At 63.0% G+C, this 18,847-nt stretch carries 17 protein-coding genes; 12 read left to right on the forward strand and 5 right to left on the reverse strand.

Annotation, left to right across the window (positions count from 1 at the left end):
• Positions 1-4: 4 nt before the first annotated feature.
• The 3 genes from ACVC5H_RS10135 to ACVC5H_RS10145 all read right to left on the reverse strand — a co-directional run bounded on the left by ACVC5H_RS10135 (position 5) and on the right by ACVC5H_RS10145 (position 3,024).
• Positions 5-574 (reverse strand): GbsR/MarR family transcriptional regulator, encoded by a 570-nt coding sequence (locus ACVC5H_RS10135; RefSeq protein WP_489622182.1) that lies wholly within the window; start codon positions 572-574, stop codon positions 5-7.
• A gap of 336 nt (positions 575-910) precedes the next feature.
• Positions 911-2,356 carry a heavy metal sensor histidine kinase gene (locus ACVC5H_RS10140; RefSeq protein WP_489622183.1) on the reverse strand — a complete coding sequence of 482 codons (1,446 nt, stop codon included), beginning with the start codon at positions 2,354-2,356 and terminating at the stop codon, positions 911-913.
• Positions 2,353-3,024 (reverse strand): heavy metal response regulator transcription factor, encoded by a 672-nt coding sequence (locus tag ACVC5H_RS10145; protein ID WP_338715651.1) that lies wholly within the window; start codon positions 3,022-3,024, stop codon positions 2,353-2,355. The genes ACVC5H_RS10140 and ACVC5H_RS10145 overlap by 4 nt, the downstream gene beginning before the upstream one ends.
• A gap of 231 nt (positions 3,025-3,255) precedes the next feature.
• Between ACVC5H_RS10145 and msrP the strand changes: the two genes are divergently transcribed.
• From msrP to ACVC5H_RS10175, 6 genes are all read left to right on the forward strand, one after another.
• Positions 3,256-4,224: a protein-methionine-sulfoxide reductase catalytic subunit MsrP gene (gene msrP / locus ACVC5H_RS10150; protein ID WP_489622184.1), complete on the forward strand. Its 969-nt coding sequence runs from the start codon at positions 3,256-3,258 to the stop codon at positions 4,222-4,224.
• Positions 4,225-4,240: 16 nt separating this feature from the next.
• On the forward strand, positions 4,241-4,897 hold the full coding sequence (msrQ, locus tag ACVC5H_RS10155; RefSeq protein WP_489622185.1) for a protein-methionine-sulfoxide reductase heme-binding subunit MsrQ: 657 nt from the start codon (positions 4,241-4,243) through the stop codon (positions 4,895-4,897).
• 70 nt (positions 4,898-4,967) lie between these two features.
• Positions 4,968-5,663 (forward strand): peptide-methionine (S)-S-oxide reductase MsrA, encoded by a 696-nt coding sequence (msrA, locus tag ACVC5H_RS10160; protein ID WP_489622186.1) that lies wholly within the window; start codon positions 4,968-4,970, stop codon positions 5,661-5,663.
• Positions 5,664-5,718: 55 nt separating this feature from the next.
• The gene (locus ACVC5H_RS10165; RefSeq protein ID WP_489622187.1) at positions 5,719-7,434 is read left to right on the forward strand and encodes a tetratricopeptide repeat protein; all 1,716 of its coding nucleotides are present in this window, start codon (positions 5,719-5,721) and stop codon (positions 7,432-7,434) included.
• Positions 7,435-7,677: 243 nt separating this feature from the next.
• Entirely contained in the window at positions 7,678-9,003 is a 1,326-nt protein-coding gene (locus tag ACVC5H_RS10170; protein WP_489622188.1) for a TolC family protein, read from the forward strand.
• A gap of 65 nt (positions 9,004-9,068) precedes the next feature.
• Positions 9,069-9,914, forward strand: coding sequence for an EAL domain-containing protein (locus ACVC5H_RS10175; protein ID WP_489622189.1), 846 nt, complete (start codon positions 9,069-9,071; stop codon positions 9,912-9,914).
• A 912-nt stretch (positions 9,915-10,826) separates the two neighbouring features.
• Here ACVC5H_RS10175 and ACVC5H_RS10180 read toward each other — a convergent pair.
• Positions 10,827-11,060 carry a hypothetical protein gene (locus ACVC5H_RS10180; RefSeq protein ID WP_489622190.1) on the reverse strand — a complete coding sequence of 78 codons (234 nt, stop codon included), beginning with the start codon at positions 11,058-11,060 and terminating at the stop codon, positions 10,827-10,829.
• Between ACVC5H_RS10180 and ACVC5H_RS10185 the strand changes: the two genes are divergently transcribed.
• The 5 genes from ACVC5H_RS10185 (at position 11,050) to ACVC5H_RS10205 (ending at position 15,235) form a co-directional block, all read left to right on the forward strand.
• The gene (locus ACVC5H_RS10185) at positions 11,050-12,915 is read left to right on the forward strand and encodes an ABC transporter transmembrane domain-containing protein (RefSeq protein ID WP_489622191.1); all 1,866 of its coding nucleotides are present in this window, start codon (positions 11,050-11,052) and stop codon (positions 12,913-12,915) included. The genes ACVC5H_RS10180 and ACVC5H_RS10185 overlap by 11 nt on opposite strands.
• 223 nt (positions 12,916-13,138) lie before the next feature.
• Entirely contained in the window at positions 13,139-13,981 is an 843-nt protein-coding gene (locus ACVC5H_RS10190; RefSeq protein ID WP_489622192.1) for a vesicle formation protein, read from the forward strand.
• A 9-nt stretch (positions 13,982-13,990) separates the two neighbouring features.
• On the forward strand, positions 13,991-14,383 hold the full coding sequence (locus tag ACVC5H_RS10195) for a hypothetical protein (RefSeq protein WP_489622193.1): 393 nt from the start codon (positions 13,991-13,993) through the stop codon (positions 14,381-14,383).
• A 20-nt stretch (positions 14,384-14,403) separates the two neighbouring features.
• The gene (locus ACVC5H_RS10200) at positions 14,404-14,790 is read left to right on the forward strand and encodes a helix-turn-helix domain-containing protein (protein ID WP_489622194.1); all 387 of its coding nucleotides are present in this window, start codon (positions 14,404-14,406) and stop codon (positions 14,788-14,790) included.
• 109 nt (positions 14,791-14,899) lie between these two features.
• Positions 14,900-15,235, forward strand: a complete 336-nt coding sequence (locus tag ACVC5H_RS10205; protein WP_489622195.1) for a helix-turn-helix domain-containing protein — start codon at positions 14,900-14,902, stop codon at positions 15,233-15,235.
• Between the two features lie 15 nt (positions 15,236-15,250).
• Here ACVC5H_RS10205 and ACVC5H_RS10210 read toward each other — a convergent pair whose 3' ends face one another.
• The gene (locus ACVC5H_RS10210; RefSeq protein ID WP_489622196.1) at positions 15,251-16,552 is read right to left on the reverse strand and encodes an MFS transporter; all 1,302 of its coding nucleotides are present in this window, start codon (positions 16,550-16,552) and stop codon (positions 15,251-15,253) included.
• 661 nt (positions 16,553-17,213) lie between these two features.
• Between ACVC5H_RS10210 and ACVC5H_RS10215 the strand changes: the two genes are divergently transcribed.
• On the forward strand, positions 17,214-18,824 hold the full coding sequence (locus tag ACVC5H_RS10215; protein WP_489622197.1) for a methyl-accepting chemotaxis protein: 1,611 nt from the start codon (positions 17,214-17,216) through the stop codon (positions 18,822-18,824).
• Positions 18,825-18,847 lie beyond the last annotated feature (23 nt).

An 18,847-nucleotide genomic window follows, 5' to 3' on the forward strand; every position in this document is an offset into this window, starting at 1 on the left:
TGGCTTACTCCTTTTCACTGGCGCCGCCGACGCGGAACTTGTCGCGCACGTCCAGCAGCTTCTTGACCTTGGAACCCATCTTCATCAGCGACACCAGCGTTTCCGGCGACAGGCGCTGCACGTCGTCAAACCAGGAACTGGACAGTTCGATCAGTTCATACATCTGGCGCATGCGCTTTTGCACTTCCTTGTCTTCCTTGTTGCCGGGCGCTTCCAGCAGGGCGTCGCGCAGCATGGAGAGCGTCGGCTCGATCTCGCGGCGGCGGCGCTCTTCCAGCAGCACCTTGAAGATTTCCCAGATGTCGCCGGGCGGTTCGAAATATTCACGGCGGTCATTGGGCTTGTGCAGCAGTTTCACCAGCCGCCAGGACTGCAGTTCCTTGAGTCCCATGCTGACGTTGGAACGCGAAAAACTGAGGTACTCGGCAATCTCGTCGGCATTGAGCGCGCGCCCGCAGATATAGAGCAGGGCATAGATCTGGCCGACGGTGCGATTGATGCCCCAGCGGCTGCCCATCTCGCCGAAATGGCTGATGAAACGCTGCATCATGGGCGTGAGTACGGTGTTTTCCATGTCAAAAACTTTCGAAATTTCAGTAATTACTGAAATTTAAAACAAATGCTTGACCCATCGCAATGCTACGCACCTGCGTATTTGCTGATAACAGACATCACGGATGAGAATGACGCACGCCCGGCGCGTTCGCGCAGGCGCTGGTCGTTGGCAGGCTCAGAAGGCTGGCAGGGGAGGAACGGTGGACCGTTTCTGACTCACGACATCGCGTCTTTGTGGACTTCCCGGTTCCACAAGGACGCAGCCCTGTTCAGCATCATGTTGCGCTGCGTGAACGTATTTTCACGCTTTCCTGCGCACGCGGAAGCTTCTGGCCAGCAGGAAACATGATGCGGATCAAACCAGCTGCATTTGCGGCCCGGCCGCTGCAGGGAAGAGCAGGCTGAAGCGGATCCACCCCGGTTGCGGACATTCCACGGTCGCCGTGCCGCGATGCAAGGCCATGATGGCCTTGACGATGGCCAGCCCCAGGCCGTTGGATTCGGTGAAGGCGCTGCGGGAGCGGTCGCCGCGATAGAAACGGTCGAACATGCGGGCCATGGCATGGGGCGTGACGCCCTCGCAGCGGTTGTCCACCAGGATGCGGCTGCCGCTGGCATCGCCCTCGGCCTGGATGCGGATGATGCTGTCGGCCTGGCCGTAGCGCACTGCATTGATGACCAGGTTGTTGACTGCCCGGCGCCACATGTCGCGGTTGGCGTGGCAGCTGCCTTGCGCCTGCAGTTCGAAGCGCAGGCCGCGTTCATCGGCGATGCCCTCGAAGTAGTCGGTTACCTTGCCCAATTCTTCATGCAGATCCAGCGTACTGCACTCGACCGCCAGCGTGGCATGGTCGGCCTGGGCCAGGAACAGGATGTTCTCGACGATGCGGGCGAGGCGCTGCAATTCCTCCACGTTCGATTCGAGCAATTGTTCATATTCATCCAGGCTGCGGCGCTGGCCCAGCGCGACCTGGCTCTGGCCCATCAGCACATTGATGGGGGTGCGGATTTCATGGGCCAGGTCGCCCGAGAACTGCGCCAGGTGGTCGTAGCCAGCTTCCAAACGATCCAGCATGGCATTGAAGGACAGTGCCACGCGCCGCAGTTCGGCGGGCATGCCGTCCTGCTCCAGGCGGGTGGACAGACGATCCGGCGTGATCTGGGCGGCGCGCTGGCTCATCGCTTCCAGCGGCTGCAGTCCGCGCCGCAGCAACAGGAAGCCCAGGAGCGAGGTCAGCAGGATCGCCGCCCCGGCCGCGCCGGCGATGCGCCAGCGGTAGCTGTGCATCATGCGGTCTTCCTGCACCATCACGTAGGCCGCCACGATTTCCACCCGGTCACCGCCCTGGCCACCCTTGCCCACATCGGCCAGCGCCGACACCCAGCGCACCCGCACGCCATCGGGACGATGGCTGGTCTGCAGGCTGGCCGCGCTGACCGGGCTGCCCACCGGCAGCGGTGTCATGGGTGGCGGCACCAGATGGTCGGGATTGCTCTGGATGAAGGGAGCTTCACCTTGACGGCGGAAGATACGTACATCCTGCTCGTTGCCCATCATGCTTTCGAACAGCGCCGGGCGTTGCTCCATCTGCTCGACGTTGTAGAGATCGTGCATCAGGTTGCGGAAGTGTTCCACGCGTCCGATCAGGGCCTGGTCGGCGCGCAGGGACAGGGCGTCGTTGGCGGCACGGTCCAGGTAGAAGCCCAGGCCGGTCACCACCAGGGCGGTCATCAGGGCAAACAGGGCGGTGACGCGCGAGGTCAGGGTCCAGCCGCGCACGGTCGATGTACCGGAGTTCATGGATCTTCCGAAAACATGTAACCCACGCTGCGCACGGTGTGGATCAGTTTCTTCTCGAAGGGTGCATCGATCTTGGCGCGCAGGCGCTTGATGGCGACGTCGACCACGTTGGTGTCGCTGTCAAAATTCATATCCCAGATCTGCGAGGCGATCACGCTGCGTGACAGCGCTTCGCCCTGGCGTTTGATCAGCAGATGCAGCAGCATGAATTCCTTGTTGGTCAGGGCGATGTTGACGCCCTGGCGCGTGACCTTGTGGCGCACATGGTCCAGCTGCAGGTCGGCGATCTCGTAGACTTCAGCTTCACGTGTGACGCCCCGGCGCAGCAGGGTGCGGATGCGCAGTACCAGCTCGGTGAAGGAAAAGGGCTTGACCAGGTAGTCGTCGGCGCCCAGCTGCAGGCCGCGGATGCGGTCTTCCACCTGGTCCTTGGCGGTCAGGAACAGCACCGGCAGGTCGCGCTTGCTGCGCAGCGCGCTCATGACCTGCCAGCCATCGAGGCCCGGCAGCATCACGTCCAGCACCACGAGGTCGTAATCCTGTTCCAGCGCCATGTGCAGGCCGTCGCTGCCGGTGCGGGCGAGGTCGACGGCATAGCCGGATTCGCGCAAGCCTTTGCGCAGGTAGTCACCGGTCTTGGGGTCGTCTTCGATTACCAGGATGGCCATGCTGTGAGGAGTCGTGTGGAATGGAGTGCCGCTGCAAAGGCAGGCGGGATCGGGGAGAATGGCTTGAAAATGCACTCGATTCTAGCAATGGAGGGATTTTTCTTCATGACAAAATTGTCATCCAATTGCCACTGATGTGTCACCGCGGCGCTTTTACCATGGCGTCAATTCGGCAAGGTCCATGCCCTGCCTTCGCTTTGCATCCATCCCCTTTTTTTGCTGGAGCGCACCATGCTGATCAAGATTCGTCCCGACCAGATCGATATTCCGACCGCCTCCGAGATCACGCCGCGCGATCTCTACCTGTCGCGCCGCAGCTTCATGGCGCGCGTGGCGGCCGGCACGGCGCTGGCCGGCGGCATGGGCGCGCTGCCCCAGGCCTTTGCGCAACAGGGCAGGAAGCTGTCCGCCCAGCTCAACAACGCCTATGCGGTCATGGACAAGCAGACCGCCTACAAGGACGCGACTACCTACAACAATTACTACGAATTCGGCACCGACAAGGCCGATCCGGCCAAGAATGCCGGCTCCCTCAAGACCAGCCCCTGGACCATCGACATTGAAGGCGAAGTCAAGAAGCCCATGACCCTGGACCTCGATGCCCTGACCAGGCTGGCCCCGCTGGAAGAGCGCGTCTATCGCATGCGCTGCGTGGAAGGCTGGTCGATGGTGATTCCCTGGATCGGCTATTCGCTCTCGGCCCTGATCAAGAAGGCCGAACCCACCGGAAACGCGCGCTATGTAGAATTCGTCACCCTGGCCGACAAGAAACAGATGCCAGGCTTGTCCACCCCGATCCTGAACTGGCCCTATCGTGAAGGTTTGCGCATGGACGAGGCCAATCATCCGCTCACGCTGCTGACCCTGGGCATGTACGGCGAAGTGCTGCCCAACCAGAACGGCGCGCCGGTGCGCATCATCGTGCCCTGGAAGTATGGATTCAAGTCGGCCAAGTCCATCGTCAAGATCCGCTTCGTCAAGGACGAACCCAAGACCGCTTGGAATCTCTACGCACCCCAGGAATACGGCTTCTATTCCAACGTCAACCCGAACGTGGACCATCCGCGCTGGTCGCAGGCCACCGAGCGCCGCATCGGCGAGGACGGGCTCTTCACGCCCAAGCGCAAGACGCTGATGTTCAACGGTTACAACGAGGTCGCCAGCCTCTACACCGGCATGGACCTGCGCAAGTTCTTCTGATTCGACCGGACCGCCCATGCAGCTTGCCCCCACCGCCTTGCGCAACCTCAAGCCCCAGAGCGTCACCGTGCTGTGGTGGCTGTTCCTGGCCCTGGCCTTCGTCCCGCTGGCGCGGCTGGTGGTGCTGGCCTTTACGGGCGGGCTGGGCGCCAATCCGCTGGAATTCATCACCCACAGCACCGGCGACTGGACGCTCTACCTGTTCTGCATCACCCTGGCCGTGACGCCCCTGCGCAAGATCACGGGGATGAACTGGCTGGTGCGCATGCGGCGAATGCTGGGGTTGATGGCCTTCTTTTATCTGTGCCTGCATTTCACGACCTTCGTCTGGTTCGATCACTTCTTTGATGTCGCCGAGATCTGGAAGGATATCGTCAAGCGGCCCTTCATTACCGTCGGCGTACTGGCGCTGCTGTTGTCGATTCCGCTGGCCATCACCAGTACCAACGGCATGGTGCGGCGCCTGGGCGGCAAGCGCTGGCAGGCCTTGCATCGCCTGATCTACCTGATCGTGCCGCTGGGCGTGCTGCATTACTGGTGGGACAAGGCCGGCAAGAACCTGATCGCCCAGCCACTGCTGTTTGCCGTGCTGGTCGGGGTGATGCTCGCTTTGCGCCTGCTGTGGCGGCAGAGCCGGGCATCGACCACGCCGGGAAAGCCCGTGCGGCGCTAAAAGCTTCATATCGCTTTTGTTTGAACTGATCGTCTTAGCCGATTTTCAGGATTTTTTTCGGAGTCTCGCCATGTCCCTGTTGAAACCTGCCGCCCTGGCCGCCAGTCTCTGCCTGGCGCTGGCCTGTGCCGCCCCCGCGTTTGCTGCCGAAGCCGCCGTCGCCGTTCCCGCGCCCAGCGGCAAGGCCGTGCTCAACTCCACGGCCAGCAGTGCCACCGTGGTTCTGGCAGGGGGATGTTTCTGGGGCGTGCAAGGGGTGTTCCAGCATACCCAGGGCGTGTTGCAGGCGGTCTCAGGCTATGCCGGTGGCAAGCCCGACACGGCGAGCTATCCCATGGTCAGTTCAGGAAGCACCGGCCATGCGGAGGCGGTGCAGGTGACCTATGATCCGCGCAAGATTTCCTACGGCCAGATCCTGCAGATCTATTTTTCGGTCGCGCATGATCCGACCCAGCTCAATCGCCAGGGACCGGATCACGGCACGCAGTACCGCTCGGCCATCTTCACTTCCAGCAGCGAGCAGGCCCAGGCGACCCAGGCCTACATCGCCCAGATCAATGCGGCCAAGGTCTTCAGCGCCCCCATCGTGACCCAGGTCGCGCCGCTGCAGGGCTTCTATCGTGCCGAGGATTACCACCAGGACTACGCCACCCTGTATCCCAACCAGCCCTACATCGCCTACAACGACCTGCCCAAGATCAGCAATCTGCAGAAGATGTATCCCGCCCTCTATCGCGCCGATCCGGTGCTGGTGTTCAAGCGCTGACGCGCCGGGCGGGCAGGGATGAGACAATAGGCGGGTTTGTCTCATCCCGCTTGCCATGAACGCCACCGATACCCTGCGCCTCGCCCTCGACCATTTCAACCAGGACGACTACGCCGCCGCCGAGCAATTGCTGTTTGGCCTGCTGGAGGCACAGCCTCGCCACAAGGATGCCCTGCAGCTGCTGGGCAGCGTGGTGGCCCAGCAGGGACGCTTCGAGGAAGCCGCCCTGGCCTGGCAGCAGGCCTTGCCGCTGGTGGACCCGGACAGCGAAGAAGCCCTGGCCCTGCGTTATCGTCTGGGACGCGCTTTCTACGAGCAGGGGCGTTTCGAAGATGCCTTCCTGCTGTATCGGGACCTGATCGAAGCCGGACACGAACGTCCCGAATTCTTCGTGGCCGCCTCCGCCGCCCTGGTGGGCATGTCGCCCTCCGGCAAGAATGATGCCCAGGCGCTGGCCTTGCTGGAGGAGGCGCTGCAGCGCAATCCCGATGTCCCCGATACCTGGCACCGCAAGGCGCGCCTGCATGAGCGTGCGCGCCAGTGGGAAGATGCGCGCGAATGCCTGCGCCAGGTGTTGCTGCGCTTCGATCATCGCGCCCAGTACTGGCTGGATGCCGGCCTGATCGAACACGCCCTGGGCAATTATGAAGAAGCGCTGCGTTACTACGACCAGGCCCTGATCCTCGACCCCGATCTGGTGGATGCTCACGTCAGTCGCGGCACCACGCTGGCGCGCCTGCGCGATCACGAAGAAGCCATCGACAGCTTCCGCCGCGCCCTGCGCATGCATCCCAAGGACGCTGATGCCCACGTCAACCTGGCGCTGTCGCTGCTGGTGCTGGGCCGGCTGGAAGAAGCCTGGCCGCTCTATGAATGGCGCTGGGAAGCGCGCGATGCCGATCCTTATCGCCACGCCGTCATCCCGGCCTGGAACGGCGGCAGCTCGCTCACCGGCAAGCGCATCCTGCTGTGGGCCGAGCAGGGGCAGGGCGATACCATCCATTTCAGCCGCTACGTGCAGCAGATCGTCGAGGCGGGCGCCGAGGTGGTGTTCGAGATCCCGGAAAGTTTGTTCACCCTGATGCAGGGCTTGCCGGCGGCCTCGCGCATCCAGCTGCTGCCCTCCGGCGCGGCGCTGCCCGCAGTGGACTACCAGCTGCCGCTGATGAGCCTGCCGCTGGTGTGCAATACCGCGAGGGACAATATCCCGGCACCGGTGCCTTACCTGAATGTTCATATCGGCCTGAAGCAGCAGTGGGAGCAGCACATCGCCAAGCTGGCCCCGCGCGCGCCGGGGCAACTGCGGGTGGGCATCGTCTGTTCCGGTAACCCCGGCAATGTCAACGATGGCCGCCGGTCCATTGCGCTGGCCCGCTTTGCCGAACTGGAGAGGGCGCGTGGCGGCTTGTCCTTCTTCGCGATTCAGCCCGACCTGCGTGCGCAGGATGCGCAGTGGCTGCAGCAGGCAGGCGGGCAATGGCATGCGCTGGGCGGGGGCATCCGTGACTTCTCCGATACGGCCGCTGCGCTCTCTTGCATGGATCTGGTCATCAGCGTCGACACGGCAGCGGCACACTTGGCTGGCGCCTTGGGCCTGCCGGTCTGGATCGCGTTGCCCTATGCGCCGGACTGGCGCTGGTTCCTGCAACGTCATGATTCGCCCTGGTATCCGTCCGCTCGCCTGTTCCGCCAGCAGCGCGCGGGCGACTGGGACGAGGTGATCACCTTGCTGCGCGCCGCACTGGCGGTGGCGTCCTTTTCTCCGCAATGACAGGGCAGCAGACATTGGTGGCAGCGTCTGTCCTGGTTCTTCATGAATCTTCGCCGGGTTTCTCGAATGTTTTCGAGTTGATATGAAGGTTTCAGCACCAACGGACAATTAGTCCCTCCTGTCGTTTCCGCGATCATCCAAAGCCAACTCTCGTCTTCCGTCTTCGCATGCTGGCGCGCGCTGTCCTCCTGCCTGGTGCGCGACGCCCCCTCCCCGGACGAGATCAACCGAAAATGAACGCAGATGAACGACAACCTCCCCCTTGGCGGCGCGTGTGGCCCGCAGTCATTGCTCACCTTGCCCGGCCAGCGCTGGCGGACCCGCCTGGCGGCCGTGCTGGCAGTTTCCCTGGGCTTGCTGAGCCTGCCGGCCGGGGCCATCACCCTGGGTGAACTGGTCAAGCAGGCCGCCTTCAACAATCCCGCTGCCGTGGCGCGCCAGCGCGCCGTCGAGGCCGCTGCCGAAAGCATTTCTTCGGCCCAATGGCAATTCTTTCCCACCCCCTCGATGTCGGTTGAACGCGCCGGCGTGACCAGTGCGCGCGATGTGTCCTACAACGGCGACGACACCGTGGTCACCCTGCGCCTGCAGCAGACCCTGTGGTCCGGCGGCCGCCTGACGGCGCAGCTGGAACAGGCCGGACACAACCACCAGTCGGCCGAGCAGGCGCTGCGTGAACAGCGCTTCCGCCTGGCCGAGCAGGTCATCTCGCAATATAGCCTGTGGGTGCGTTCCGACCTGGCCAGCGAAGCCAACCAGAAGAACCTGAAGGCGCTGGAGGATTTCCTTGCCCAGAGCCAGCGCCGCGAGAAGGAAGGCGCGGCCGCGCGGGTCGACGTGACCCTGGTGCGTGGTCGCCGCGACCAGGCGCTGACCGACCTGCTGGCCGCCAAGGCCAGCCGCCAGTCGGCGCGCTTGCAGCTGGAACAGCTGGTGGGCCTGCCGCTCAACGATGAGCAGTTGCGCGCCGATGTCATCCGGGTGTCGGTCAGCGAAGACCTGCCTATGCTCACCGAGAGCATGATCCAGAGCAGTCCGCTGCTCATGCGCCTGCGCGCCGATGCCAAGGTGCAGGAGTCGGCCATCCAGATCCGCAGCGCCTCCTACTGGCCGGAGGTCTACGCCCGCCTGGAACACCAGCGCGGCAACTTCAGCGTGCCGCACCTGCCCAGTGCCAACCGCGCCTTCATCGGCATGCAGATGCAGCTGGGCGCCGGCCTCTCGCTGGGCTCCGAAGTGGCGGCCGCGCAAGGCCGCTACCAGGCGGCGCTGTTGGCCGTGGATGCGGCGCGGCTGGAGCAGATCTCGCAGATCGCCGCCACCTACACCGAGTACCAGCAGGCCGAGGCGCGCTCACGCAATCTGGAAGACGTGGCGCTGTCGGCTGAGGAGGTCCTGGCTTCCTATAACCGCCAGTACCTGTCCGGCCGGCGTTCCTGGCTGGACGTCATGAATGCCGTGCGCGAAGTGGTGCAGACCGATTTGCAAAAGGCCGACGTCACCGCCATGATCATCGCCAATGGCCGCAAGCTGCAGTTGTGGGCCTACGGTCTGGATCAGCTGCGCTGAACTTCATCGGCACCCGGGCAAGGCGCAACCACAGGCGCCGCGATGTCGCTGTGGCGGGGAAGAACATGAACAATAAAGCGCAGTTCAAGCGCGCCATCCAGCGCAACGAATTCATCGTCGTCTATCAGCCCATCGTGGCCCTGGCCGATGGCCGCTGTGCCGGTGCCGAGGCGCTGGTGCGCTGGCAGCGCGACGATGGCGCCTTGCTCGCGCCTGATCGTTTCCTGCCGGACGCGCAACGGCACGGCTACCTGGACGCCATCACCGATCTGGTGGTCACGCAGACCCTCGCCGACCTGGCCCCGACTTTGCGCTGCCATCCCGGGATGCACGTGGCCGTCAACATACCGGCCCAGGACATCAACAGCGGCAGGATATTGACGGTGATCGAGGCCGAACTCGCCGCCACCGGCATCGCTGCGGCCCAGCTCTGGCTGGAAATCACCGAAGGCAGCAGCATGGAAACCGAGTCCTGCCGCGCAGTCATGGAACGGGCGCGGCGCAACGGCCATCTCATCGCACTCGATGATTTTGGTACCGGCTATTCCTGCCTGCGCTACCTGCACGAGCTGCCCTGCGACGTGCTCAAGCTGGATCGTTCCTTCATCAGCAGTATCGGCACCGGGTTGCCGCCGCATCCGGTGCTCGGCTGCATCATCGACATGGCCCGCAAGCTCAAGCTCGGCATCGTCGCCGAAGGGGTGGAGACGGCGGCCCAGGCGCGCTATCTGCAACAGGCCGGGGTCGATTATGCGCAGGGGTGGCATTACGCGCGGCCGATGCTGGCCGCCGAATTTGCGCAATATTGCGGTTTGCCGGGCGATCCCCCAGCGGCGCTGCCGGTGCATGATCAAGCCAGTGCAAATGCATGGCGGGAGGAGGCGATGGAGGTGCCGGCGTGCATTCCGTGAGCGGATGTCGGGTTGCGCACGCTTGGGTTGTGCTGCATTGTTTGTCTCCTTTCGGCGCGTCTTTCATCGATGGCAGCATGTGCCAAAAGAGGCCGCATCATGACTGCACCATCAGACAATTTTGAAATGTAATTTTGTTAGATAAAGTGATTTCCGCGTCGCTGTCCATGGTCTAGCGGAGACGCTGTCACCGGTGCTGACTTTGTGTCGGATCAACAGGTGGCGAATGGCAACAAGCTCCCCTCGGATTCATTGTGGTTCGAGGGGAGTTCTCTTTTAAAGGCTGATGAATAGAGGCTTTGGGGAAAATGCCCATATTTCTTTGAGCAGGAAAAAGAAGGGATGTCATTTCTCTTCACTTATTAAAAATTCGCTCCGTCCTCCATCTCTCTGTGTCGCAATGCACGATCAAAAAGATTCGTCATTTACTTAGTTTTTATGTGATGAAAAATATGTCCTCAATGAACTAAAGGACAATTAAAAATTTCTATATTTTCAAAGATCATTAGCCTCATTGACGATCTGCCGCAGCGCCTGATTCCGGACGTGATCTCCCTCGGTTTTGCCCACTTCTCCTAGCGCGGCGAAACATCTTCGATGACGTCATCCGGGTCTTCTCTGGCATCACGCGACGCATCGTTCGAGGGGTTCTCTCCCGCTTTTCGCTCTCACTGTCGATCAAGCCGAGTACGTCCTGAAGAGGCGCCATCGACAGTCCTTCCCTTGAAGGAAGGCTGATCGTCGCTGCTGATACCAAACCAAACGAATCGCCATGAGAAAGAATATTCATTCCCGCCCCAGATTGCCGCATTGCACCTGCGCCGCACCCGACCACGGTCGCGCCGACCTGCCATCTTGCTGCCTCGACCGTCTGCCGGGAGCCTTGCAATGAGCGAACTGGCGTCATCCCTGTCATGGGCCGTGATGACCGCAGCGCGGCGTCACGGCGTCGTGATCGACAGCGTAAGGCTCAATGCCGCCATTGCCGTCGCAATGGGAAAGGACGCTGCGGCCGGCGTCGACATCCACGCCCTGTGCACCGCCCTGAGCCTGCCCAAGGCGCAGCACCTGGGCAAGCCGGAGCGCGCGCAGCTTCCGTCCGGTCTTCATCGAGGTGGTCATCGCCTCGGTGGTGATGAGCGTCATCGCCCTGGGCGCCTCGATCTTCTCCATGCAGGTCTATGACCGGGTGATCCCGACCCACGGCGTGGCCACGCTGATCGTGCTGGCCATTGGCGTCTCGCTGGCCATCATCTTCGAACTGGGCATGAAGTTCGCGCGCTCCCACATCATGGACAGCGTGGTCTCGGGCCTCGATGCCAAGCTCTCGCAGGCGCTCTTCGAACGCCTGCTGTCGGTGCGGGTGGACCAGCTGCCGGGCTCTGTCGGCAGTCTGGCCGGGCAGTTGCGCGGTTATGAACAGATCCGCTCCTTCTATACCTCGCAGACCTTGTTCACCCTGGTCGACCTGCCGCTGGGCCTGCTGTTCGTGCTGGTGATCGCCTTCATCGCCAGCCCCTGGATGGCCCTGGTGCCGACGCTCTTCGGCCTGGCGGCCATCGGCATCGGTTACCTCTCCAATCGCAAGGTGGTGCGCCTGGCCGACAAGAGCGCAGCGGCCTCCAATCTCAAGACCGGCCTGCTGGTAGAAACAGTGGAAGGCGTGGAAACCATCAAGTCCGGCTCCGGCGGCTGGAAATTCCTTTCACGCTGGATCGACGTCAGCGCCGAATCCATCCGCAGCGACATGGCCATGCGCGCCATCGGCGACCACGCGGGCTACATCGCCGCCATGCTGCAGCAACTGAGCTATTCCACCACCGTCATCGTCGGTTCCTTCCTGGTCATCAACGGGCAGATCACCATGGGTGCGCTCATCGCCTGTTCCATCCTGGGCGGCCGCATCCTGGCGCCGGTGGCCATGATTCCCGGCCTGATGGTGCAGCGTGCGCATACCAAGGCCACCCTGGCCGGACTGGAAAAGATCTACGCCCTGCAGACCGACCAGGGCAGCGAACGCCAGTTGACCCCCGACACCCGCATCGGACAAGACCTGTCCGCCGCCAACATGGAGACTGTCCATGCCGCCATCGCCAAGGCCTTCGGCATCAGCTCCGGCGATCTGGTGCATGTGCTGCCGACCTTCCTGGCCGGTGGCGGCAGCTCCGTCATCACGGCGGACAGCCAGAACTATGGTCTGGCCCTGGGCGTGCTGGCCGGGGTGGCGCAAGCCTACCGCGCTGCGGGCGTGGACAGCGACCAGGCCCTGGGCTCCGCCTTGACGCTGCTGGCCGGCGCGTTCGAAACGCAGGAAGGCAAGCTCGTCCTGAACCTGGACAAGATCCGCAGCAGTACCTTCACCAAGGCCGATAACACTACCGCCCAGGTTGGCCTGGATGAAGGCGCCGCGCGCCTGTTCAAGGCTGCCGCCGTGGAGGATACGGGTGCCAATGGCGGGCAGATTCCGTATGTCACCATCGATGCGCGCAAGGAAGACATCCCTGCCGGACAGAAGCCTGCCCCCGGCGCGGATGTCACCCTCAGCGCGGCCAACTTTACCGATGGCCTGACGCTGAAGGTCAACACCGCCGCCTCGGCCAAGGCCGGCGATACGCTGCGCATCGAATTCATCAAGTTGGACGCGAATGGCAGCCCGGTCCAGAATGCAAAACCCTTCACCTACGATTACGTCCTGACCCAGAAGGACGTGGATCAGGTCGGCTCTACTGCCGGTAATTTCGCCAACAAGGGTGGACGACTATGCAGCAGTCGGTCTTTCCGGTCTGAATCTTCAGAACAAGGGCTTGCTGGATGGCGCATTGCCGCGTCTGGGCGCAGACAAGGTGAAGGATCAGTCACAACTGCAAAAAGCCGCCGAAACGGTGGCCAAGATCGCTGCGTTGGCCGATGGCAGCGCCAATACGGCGGCCAGTGCGCTGCCGCTGGCGACCGACTATGCTGCGCTGGGCCTGAGCATGGGCAACGCCAGCGCCACCAATGATGCCGATGGTTCCGGCGCAGCGCTGCTGGGCAGCGCCATCGATGCCATGCCGCTGGCCAGCGTCAACACCCACACGATCTTCGGGGTGTGATGGCCTGCACATCAACCGTGATCGTTGACCTGCAAACGCATCGGCCCGTTTCGGGCCGGTGCTCCCGCAAGCAAGCGGACGGGCCGGCAGGGCTCCGTCCGGAATTTTTCAAACTAGATGAAGGAGAAAAAAATGGCAGCGCAATCCGCAGATTCCGATGAACAAAACTTCTGGCCCGGCTATGTCGATTCGATGGTCAACATGGTCATGTACCTGTTGCTGTTGATCGCCATCCTGGCCATGGCCGTGATGTATTTTTCCATGCGCGCCCGTGACGAAGCCAAGGACAGCAAGGCGACCGAGATGGAGATGCCGGGCAAGCCTTTCCCCAAGGCGTTGCCGGGTCCCAACGCGCTCACGCCGGTGATCCCCAGTGCCGAGGAGCTGCACGCTCAGATCGAACAGATGCGCCAGACGCTCAACAACAACGAGATCCGCTACAAGGCCGATGTGGCCGAACTGAAGGAAAAGCTGCGCGAGAGCGATCAGCGCTTCAAGGCCTCGGGCCTGGCCAAGGTCGAAAAGCCCAACCAGAAGGAACGCGGCAACAACATGAAGTCCACCCCTGACGCCGACCTGGCCCAGGACGGCGCGTCCGACCGCGTGGTCGATGCCAGCGGCAGCGCAGGTTCCCTGCCCAAGGGCGTGGAGCAGCTGGCTCTGCGGCCGAGCGTGCGCTTCCGCCCCGGTACCGTGGACCTGAACGCCAATGAGGCCAAGCGCATGAACGAAACCTTCATCAGCCACTTCGACTGGAACAACAACCGCGAACAGAACTTCACCATCTCCTCGGCCGCTGTGGAGGGATTGTCGGAGTCCAACCGCATGGCCTTCTATCGCGTGGTGGCAGTGCGTAACCACCTGTTGTCCATCGGCGTGCCGGCCGCGCGTATCCGCCAGCGCATCGAACCGGTGCCGGCGGCGCGCCAGAGCGGGACGGAAGGCCTGGAAATCCGCATCCAGAAGACCGAGTGAGGAGGCCCGATGTCTGATGCCGCAAGTTCCATCGAGGAAGCCCTGGTCGGCAAGACCACCTATACGCTGGATGTGACCCAGGCCGGCACCGCCCTGCGCAGGATCCCCATCGAGACGATCAGCGATGTCCGCAGCCTGGGCATCGATCTCTTGCTGGTGCTGCGCAGCGGCGGCCAGATCCTGCTGCGGGAAGGCGCGCTGGATGCGCTGGTGAATCCCAACCGGCGCCTGGAGTTCAGTGATGGCGTACTGACCCTTCAGCAGATCTTCATGCAAAGTGAACAGTTCGACTTCCTGAACCAGTCCGGTTCCGGCGTCGACGCGGCGCTGCATGTGGCCGATGTGGAGGGCAGGCCGCTACCGCAATGGAATCATGGTTCCGTGTTTCCGTTCGGAGGTTGAGGATGGATGAGTCAGCTGACGTGCCAACGCCAACGGAAGCGGCCGCTGCAGAGCATGTGGTCCAATCCATGCGCTGCTGCAAGCAAGCCATCGGCGAACGCCTCAAGTCCACGCGCATGATGAGCGGCCTGAACCAGCGCGACTTCGCCAGCCGCCTCGGGACCTCGGGCGCCTACATCAGTTGCGTGGAACTGGGGCACAGCATGCCCGGCGGGCGTTTCCTGCGCTCGCTGCACCGGGAGTTCGACGTCAACATCAACTGGCTGCTGACGGGGCTGGAGCAGGAATTGCCGCCGCGCCACGGCTTTCATGTCAAGGTGCTCATCGGGGATTACATCCGCGCGACAGAACGCGGCAAGTCCCTGGTGATGTCGGTGGCCAATTTCCTGGTGGCCAGGAGCGGTTGAAGACAGCGGCCCATGCCGGCCGCGGCTGCCGTCCGCAGTGGCTGGCAGCCGCCCGGCTCACAGGGAGTCGGGCGGCGCATACAGGCAAGGCCCGTACAGAGGAGAGGACATGTTCAGTGAAGAAATCGGCGGCCGGATCAAGGAGATCCGGCTCGCACACGGCCTGAGCCAGCGTGAACTGGGACAGCGCCTCCACACCTCCACCGGCCACATCAGCTGGTTGGAAGCCGGCAAGGCCATGCCCGGTGGCGAGCTGCTGCTGCAGCTCTACCGCGAATTCGCCGTCGACATCAACTGGCTGCTCACCGGCAGCGAACCCGAAGTGCTGCCGCAGGAGAGCGATGCGGACGTGCGGCAACTGGTCGATCATTATTGCCGCGTCGATGTGCAGGGACGCGAAATCATCCGCATCCTGGCCAGTTATGCCGCCCGCAATACCTCCTGAGCGCGCAATGCCGCCTCAGTGGCCGGCAGCGCCAGCCGGTTCTGCTGCGGCCGCTTGCGCCGTGGCGACAGCGCGCGCCTGCACGTCGCGGTTGAGCCGCCACACCAGCAGCGAGGCCAGCAGAGTGCTCCCGACGATGACGTAACCCACCACATCGAAATGCTGCAGGCGACCGTCCGCGCCGAGCGTGACGATATGGCCGGCCACCACCGAGGCCACGCCACCCGAGAGTTGCTGGATCGAGGCGCTGATGGCGTTGAAGGAACCACGCTGCTGCGGGGCGGGCACGGAGGCCACCAGCGCCTGGAACGGGATCATGCGCGAGAAGATCCCCAGGAACAGGACCGCATTGATCAACACGATCATGGGTACGGTCACCGGACCCAGGTGCGTATAGATCAGCACCATGATGATGGAGAGCGTGGCGCCGAAGAGGAAGACCCGGAACTTGCCCACCTTGTCGGCGGCGCGTCCGATCAGCGGACCGAAGACGATGGTGCACATCCCGGTGATCAGGTAGACCGTAGGCAGGTGATGCAGATTGATGCCCAGGTTGCCCACCAGGTAGGCGCTGCTGAAGGGCATGAGCATGAAGCCGCCCGTCATCAGCAGCGCCGTGGTGGCAAAGGCGACCAGGTAGCGCGGCTCGGCGACGGTGTGATAGAGGTGCATCCAGGCCGAGTGTTCCTGCTTGAGCTTGAGGTGGCCGTCCACCGGCTGCATCTTGATGCTGACCACCAGGCCGCCTACCAGGCCCAGCACAGCCATGGCCAGGAAGGGCACATGCCAGTTCCAGGTATTGGACAGATAGAGCCCGATCGGGATGCCCAGCACCTGGCTTGCCGCGAAGGAGGTCTGGATGATCCCCATGACGCGCCCGCGCAGGTGCGGTGCGAACAGGTCGGTGGCAATGGCCAGCGTGATGGAGCCGATCACGCCGCCGAAGATGCCTGTGGCGATGCGCGCCACCAGGAGGCTCTCGAAACTTTGCGCCAGCCCGCACCACACCGTACCCAGCACGAAGCCGCTATAGAAGAACAGCAACAGCCGCTTGCGATCGAAGCGATCGGCAAAGCCGGCCGTGAGCAAGCCAGAGGCGCCGGCGCTGAAGGCATAGGCCGACACCACCAGTCCGAACTGCTGCGGCGTGATCTCCATGGCCGGCATGATCACCGCGCCCAGCGGCGACATCAGCATGAAATCGAGAATGACCGCGAATTGCAGGAAAGCCAGCAGACCGGCCACGGTCTTCTGGTAGCGAGTGAAACCCGTCTGGCTTGGGGCGCTGGCGGGTGGGCGGGCAGGGGGCTGACTCAAAGGAACTCCTTGGCGTATCGGCCGGCGGACCGGCGGGTTCATCGCGCCCGGGTGTCGATGGCAGGGCGCAGTGTCTGCGCTGACGGATGAGCGCGCGCAATATTGTGCCGCCATCGCACGGTAGACGCATCCGGATCAATGCGGCAGGCCGGACAGGGCGGCTTGCAAGAGTAGGGGCAAGAAGGGAGTTAAGCAATATGCAGGCTGTAAAGACAGCACAGATGGTCAGGTGTTGACTTGGCGCCATCTTGTTTCATACACACTTGTTCATGCACAAACGGGAAAGGGGCGAAAGCCGCCCCACCAGTCCTGCCCAGGGATTGCTCAACTTGCTGGCTGACAAGGGCCTGCGGGTTTTGCTCTGAACCTTCACCTCTGCGTTAACCGCTGAGCGGGTTTCACGTGCAATCAGCCTCGCTGGTGAAGACTTGTTCATATGGGCTATTTACCGGCCACTTCAGCTCATCCGTGCCGGGCCTGCCTTGCGCAAGGGAAGAGAGCCGCCAATGCACGTTTGTTCGGGGCTTAGCTGACTTGTCCTGACCGATCCGGCGTGCCATAGTGCTCGTCAGTGGCAGTCGGGGACTGTCGCTGTCACAACAACAAGCAAAGATGGCAATTCGTGCTTCCGCGCGGGAGCAGCGATAGGGGCGGATCTCATATGAATATCCTTGGCAACATGAACATCGGCAAGCGCCTCACGCTGGGCTTTGCCATCATCCTGGCGTTTTCCGTGGTCGTGGCCGGTATCAGTCTGTGGCGGCTGGAGCAGGTCGCCACGGCCACGCGCGCGATGATGAATGATCCGCTCAAGACGGAGCGTATCATGGCGGACTGGTATACCAACGTCACCGCCGGTATCCGGCGCACGCTGGCCATCGCCAAGAGCAGTGATCCTTCGCTGGCTACCTATTTCGCCGAGGAGGCCGTGGCCTCGAGCAAGGCTTCTGGCGAGTACCAGAAGCAGGTCGAAGCCTTGCTGGTTACACCGGAAGAAAAGGCGCTGTTCCAGAAGATCAGCGAGCAGCGCAAGGTCTACCTGTCTTCACGCGACGAGATCGTCAAGCTCAAGGCCGCCGGCAACGTGGACGAGGCCATGCGCGTGCTGGAGAAGGTGTTTGTGCCGGGATCTGCGACATACCAGCAGTTGATGCGCCAGATGGTCGACATCCAGCGCAAGGACATCGATGACACCGCCGCGGAGATCGACAACATCGCCGCCCAGAGCCGCATCCTGATCTTGGTGCTGGAAGGCCTGATCCTGCTGCTGGGCATCGTGCTGGCGCGCTATCTCACGCTGGGCATCACCAAGCCCCTGCAGAAGGCCGTGATGGTGTCCCGCAAGGTCGCCGAGGGGGACCTGGCGACCCAGGTACAAGTGACTTCCGCCGACGAGACCGGCCAGCTGCTGCAATCGCTCAAGGACATGAACGACAGCCTGCGCAGCATCGTCTCCAACGTGCGTAATGGCACCGATACCATCAGCACGGCCTCGGCCGAGATCGCCGCCGGCAACCTGGACCTGTCCGGCCGCACCGAGCAGCAGGCCAGTTCGCTCGAAGAAACCGCCTCGGCCATGGAAGAGCTCATCTCCACCGTGCGCCAGAACGCCGACAACGCGCGCCAGGCGGCCCAGCTGGCGCAGTCGGCTTCCAGCGTGGCCGAGCAGGGGGGCGGGGTGGTCAGCCAAGTGGTCGATACCATGGGCGCCATCAATGCGTCCTCGCGCAAGATCGTGGACATCATCAGCGTGATCGACGGCATCGCCTTCCAGACCAATATCCTGGCGCTCAATGCGGCGGTGGAAGCGGCGCGTGCCGGCGAGCAGGGACGCGGCTTTGCGGTGGTGGCCTCGGAAGTGCGCTCACTGGCCCAGCGCTCGGCCTCGGCGGCCAAGGAAATCAAGGAATTGATCAACGACTCGGTGGAAAAGGTCGGCGATGGCAGCCGCCTGGTCGAACAGGCGGGCACGACCATGCAGGAAGTGGTCAGCAGTGTGCGCCACGTAACCGATATCGTGACCGAAATCAGTGCGGCCAGCGCCGAGCAGACCACCGGCATCGAACAGATCAACCTGGCCATCACGCAGATGGACCAGATGACGCAGCAGAATGCGGCCCTGGTGGAACAGGCCGCAGCGGCGGCGGCGTCGATGCAGAACCAGGCAGGGCGGCTGGCGCAGACGGTCAGCGTGTTCCGGCTCAGTGAAGGGGAAGTGCTGATGCGGCCGGAGATCGATGTAACGCCGGCCAGCCCGACGCTGCCGCGCTGAACATCCACCTCACCGGGACAGGC

The sequence above is a fragment of the Herbaspirillum sp. Her3 genome (genome assembly GCF_057961275.1).